Source organism: Aeromicrobium sp. PFPM2_SD2, assembly GCF_057364525.1.
In genome coordinates this window covers 1-3,558 of sequence record NZ_JBNFNZ010000270.1, presented here as the reverse complement: position 1 = coordinate 3,558, position 3,558 = coordinate 1, and the positions used below count along the sequence as shown (strand labels likewise).

Here is a 3,558-nt window from a genome sequence, read left to right as displayed (position 1 = left end):
ACGACTTGGTGCAGAGCACGTTCTCGGCCGGAGTCGGAATGCACTTTCGCGACGCCCCTCGCGCACAGCGCGCTCTGGACGCCTTCAAGGAGCGCAGTATCCAGACCCTGGTCGCGACGTCGACGACGGCGGCGATGGCCGGGGTGCCCGGGGTCAAGCCGCCAGCGCACGGGCGCGAACGGATCGCTCACCCAGGCCGAGACCTCGCGCACCGCGTCGAGGGCGTCGCGCGCGCCGAGCACGAGGTGGGCCTCGTAGGCGTCCATGTCGCCCCAGCCGTGCACCTGGCCCGGACGGATCCACAGCACCGTGCCCGGCTCCAGCGCGAGCGTCTCGAAGTCGACCATGTGCGTCGAGCGTCCCGCGGTCACCGCCATGAGCACGTGGAAGTCCAGCCGCTGCGCCCCGGGCGTGATGCCGCCCCCGGCCCGGCGGCGCAGGGCCGCGAGCGACAGCGCCTCCAGGGAGGTCGTCACGGACGCAGGCGGGGCATACCCGACGTCGGCGATCTGTCGCACATCGACCATGGAATGACCCTCCTCGACCGTGAAGACGCGGCACGGCGAGCCTAGATTGACGATGCAACCCACCACGAGAGGAGCTCCATGAGCAGCATCAGCGTCATCGGCGGCACCGGCTACGCCGGGTCGGCGGTCGTCCGCGAGGCCGTGTCCCGCGGCCACCAGGTCACGTCCTACAGCCGCAGCCTGCCCGACCAGCGGGTCGACGGCGTCACGTACGAGACCGGCTCCATCCAGGACGAGGCCACCGTGGCCAAGGCCGCGCAGGCGGACGTCCTGCTGGTCGCCACCCACGCGGACCTGCCCGAGGGCCCGAACCTCGACGAGCTCACCCCCGGCATCGCCGCGGCGGTGAAGGAGAACGGCGGCACGCTGGCGTTCGTCGGCGGCGCCGGCAGCTCGTTCGTCGCCGAGGGCGGCCCGCGGGTCATCGACACCCCGGACTTCCCGGACGCGTTCAAGCCCGAGGCGTCCGCCCACGCGCGGGTGCTGGAGTGGCTCGAGGCGAACGGCGAGGGACTGGACTGGTTCTACGTCTCCCCCGCCGGCGGCTTCGGCGCCTACGCGCCGGTCGAGCGCCGGGGCACGTACCGCACCGGCGGCGACGTGCTCGTGGTCGCCGACGACGGCACGTCCACGCTCGGCGCGGACGACCTCGCGCTCGCGATCGTCGACGAGGTCGAGCAGGCGAACCACCGCGGTCGCCGGTTCACCGTCGGCTACTGACCCTCCCCCACGCGCTGAGCGTGACGTCCTGCACGCGACACGCCGACGGCGGCGTACCGAACGTCACGCTCAGCGGGGAGGTGCCGCTCAGGCGCGGCGGGGGAACTGCTCGAAGTCGGGCTTGCGCTTGGCCTTGAACGCCTCGCGCCCCTCGGCCGCCTCGGCGGTGCCGTAGAACAGCAGGTTCGCGTCGTGGGCCAGCTGCTGCATGCCCGCGTAGCCGTCCTCGGCCGCGTTGAAGCTCAGCTTGACCAGGCGCAGCGCCCACGGGCTGTTCGCGAGCATCTCGCGCGCCCACTGCACGGTCTCCTTCTCCAGGTCCTCCAGCGGGACGACCTTGTTGACCAGGCCCATCTCGAGGGCCTCCTGCGCGTCGTACTGACGGCACAGCATCCAGATCTCCTTGGCCTTCTTCGGGCCGACCAGGTCGCGCAGGACGCTGGCGCCGAAGCCGCCGTCGAACGAGCCGACCTTGGGGCCGGTCTGGCCGAAGCGGGCGTTGTCGGCGGCGATCGTCAGGTCGCACACGACGTGCAGCACGTGGCCGCCGCCGATGGCCCAGCCGGCCACCATCGCGATGATCGGCTTCGGGCAGCGGCGCATCATGACCTGCAGGTCGGTGACGTGGAAGCGGCCGGTCGCCTTCTCGTCGGTCTTGTAGCCGCTGTCGCCGCGCACGCGCTGGTCGCCGCCGGAGCAGAACGCGCGTCCGCCCGCGCCGGTGAGGATGATGACGCCGACCGACTCGTCCTCGCGGGCGTCGGTGAGCGCCTCCATGATCTCGATCAGCGTCTGCGGCCGGAAGGCGTTGTGCACCTCGGGCCGGTTGATCGTGATCTTGGCGATCCCGTCGTCGGTGACGTCGTAGAGGATGTCCTCGAACTCGCCGCGGGAGCTCCAGACGATGTCAGCAGTCTCGGTCATGCGCCCGATTCTGCCCCTCGCGCCGTCCGCCGCCCCGCTGGGGGCCGCGATGTTCAGGACGCGGGGAAAGTGGGCACCTGCCTGACGACCGGTTCGTCCTACGGAAGGAGCACCACCATGGCCACCGGTGAGACCGGATTCGACGACGTCACCTTCGACCTGATCTCGGTGCAGTACCACTCGCTGAAGGCCGGGCACGACTACGGCCAGTACGTGCGCGACGCGCGCACCGCGGGCCGCGACGACATCGCCGAGTTCTTCGAGACGGTGCAGCAGCAGGACTCCGAGCGGGCCCACACCGCCCACCGCTTCCTCAAGGAGCTGGGAGGCACCGACAACACGTCGCCGCAGGGCTGACCCGTGGGTGACGACGACGGCGGCAGTCCGCACCCGTCGTCCTCGCGCCGCCTGGACGAGAACTGGGAGGAGCTGCTTAGGAGCTGCGCGTCGCCCAGACCGGCGTGCAGATCCTCACCGGCTTCCTGCTGACCCTGCCGTTCAGCGACGCCTTCGAGGACGTCCCGTCGCACTCGCGCGTCGTGTACGGGTGCGTCCTGGGCTGCGCCGTCGTCGCCACCCTGCTGCTGCTCACGCCGGTCGCGCTCCACCGGGCGCTGTTCCGCCGTGGGCAGCGGCCCTGGCTGGTCGAGACGGCCGACGCGGTCGCCCGGGCCGGGCTCGTCGCCATGGCCCTGGCCAACATCGGCGCGGTCTGGCTGATCCTGGACTTCGTGTTCGCGGCCGCGGTCGCGTGGGGCTTCACCACGGTCCTGGTCGCCGGCCTGCTCGTGGGCTGGGTCGCCGTCCCCGCGCTGCGCCGGCGGACCGCTCGCGATTAGCCGGACGCGGCAGTGGGCACCTGCCGGGCATGACGACGTCCGCCCCGCTCGACCGTTCCCTGCAGGCGCTGACCGACGGCTACACGTTCTGGCCGCGGCTGCGCCCCGAGCCGCGCACGACCGTCCGCACGCGGCTGCTCGGCTCGCGCGCCGTCTCGATCAGCGGCGCGGACGCGGTGCGGTTCTTCTACGAAACGCCCGGCCTGGAGCGCTCCACCGCGCTGCCTGAGCCGGTGGTCGGCACCCTGTTCGGCAAGGGCGCCGTCCACACGCTCGACGGCGACGCCCACCGGCACCGCAAGCAGCTGTTCACCTCCCTGCTCGACACCAAGGCGGCCTGGACGATCAGCGCCAACGCCGTGGAGGGATGGCGCCGGCGGGCCGCGGGGTGGGACGGCGAGGTCGACCTCGGCGTGGCCGCCCGCTCGGTGCTGCTCGAGGCCGTCACCGCCTGGGCCGGCGTCGAGGTCGACGACCTGGGCGCCCGGGCGCGCGACATGATGCTCATGGTCGACGGCTTCGGCAACGCCGGCCTGCGCGGCCACGTG

General features: G+C 72.2%; 6 protein-coding genes. 4 read left to right on the top strand and 2 right to left on the bottom strand.

Annotated elements, in window-relative coordinates:
* Positions 1 to 527, bottom strand: a 527-nt coding sequence (locus AC2W7G_RS11875) for an AraC family ligand binding domain-containing protein (RefSeq protein WP_485868623.1), incomplete at its 3' end; no start/stop codon positions are given.
* Positions 528 to 605: 78 nt separating this feature from the next.
* On the opposite strand from AC2W7G_RS11875, the gene AC2W7G_RS11870 reads away from it, so the two are divergent.
* Positions 606 to 1,247 carry an NAD(P)-dependent oxidoreductase gene (locus AC2W7G_RS11870; RefSeq protein WP_485868622.1) on the top strand — a complete coding sequence of 214 codons (642 nt, stop codon included), beginning with the start codon at positions 606 to 608 and terminating at the stop codon, positions 1,245 to 1,247.
* Positions 1,248 to 1,334: 87 nt separating this feature from the next.
* Here the strand turns inward: AC2W7G_RS11870 and menB are convergent, their stop codons facing one another.
* Positions 1,335 to 2,171, bottom strand: a complete 837-nt coding sequence (gene menB / locus AC2W7G_RS11865) for a 1,4-dihydroxy-2-naphthoyl-CoA synthase (protein WP_485868621.1) — start codon at positions 2,169 to 2,171, stop codon at positions 1,335 to 1,337.
* A 117-nt stretch (positions 2,172 to 2,288) separates the two neighbouring features.
* On the opposite strand from menB, the gene AC2W7G_RS11860 reads away from it, so the two are divergent.
* The 3 genes from AC2W7G_RS11860 to AC2W7G_RS11850 form a co-directional block, all read left to right on the top strand.
* Positions 2,289 to 2,528: a hypothetical protein gene (locus AC2W7G_RS11860; protein WP_485868620.1), complete on the top strand. Its 240-nt coding sequence runs from the start codon at positions 2,289 to 2,291 to the stop codon at positions 2,526 to 2,528.
* A gap of 83 nt (positions 2,529 to 2,611) precedes the next feature.
* On the top strand, positions 2,612 to 3,010 hold the full coding sequence (locus AC2W7G_RS11855; RefSeq protein WP_485868624.1) for a DUF6328 family protein: 399 nt from the start codon (positions 2,612 to 2,614) through the stop codon (positions 3,008 to 3,010).
* A 29-nt stretch (positions 3,011 to 3,039) separates the two neighbouring features.
* A partial coding sequence (locus AC2W7G_RS11850) for a cytochrome P450 family protein (RefSeq protein WP_485868619.1) occupies positions 3,040 to 3,558 on the top strand: 519 nt, incomplete at its 3' end.

What these genes read in the sequence shown, in the direction of transcription:
- AC2W7G_RS11870 (WP_485868622.1), top strand. Translation starts at nt 606, where the DNA reads ATGAGCAGCATCAGCGTCATCGGCGGCACCGGCTACGCCGGGTCGGCG.
- AC2W7G_RS11860 (WP_485868620.1), top strand. Translation starts at nt 2,289, where the DNA reads ATGGCCACCGGTGAGACCGGATTCGACGACGTCACCTTCGACCTGATC.
- menB (WP_485868621.1), bottom strand. Translation starts at nt 2,171, where the DNA reads ATGACCGAGACTGCTGACATCGTCTGGAGCTCCCGCGGCGAGTTCGAG.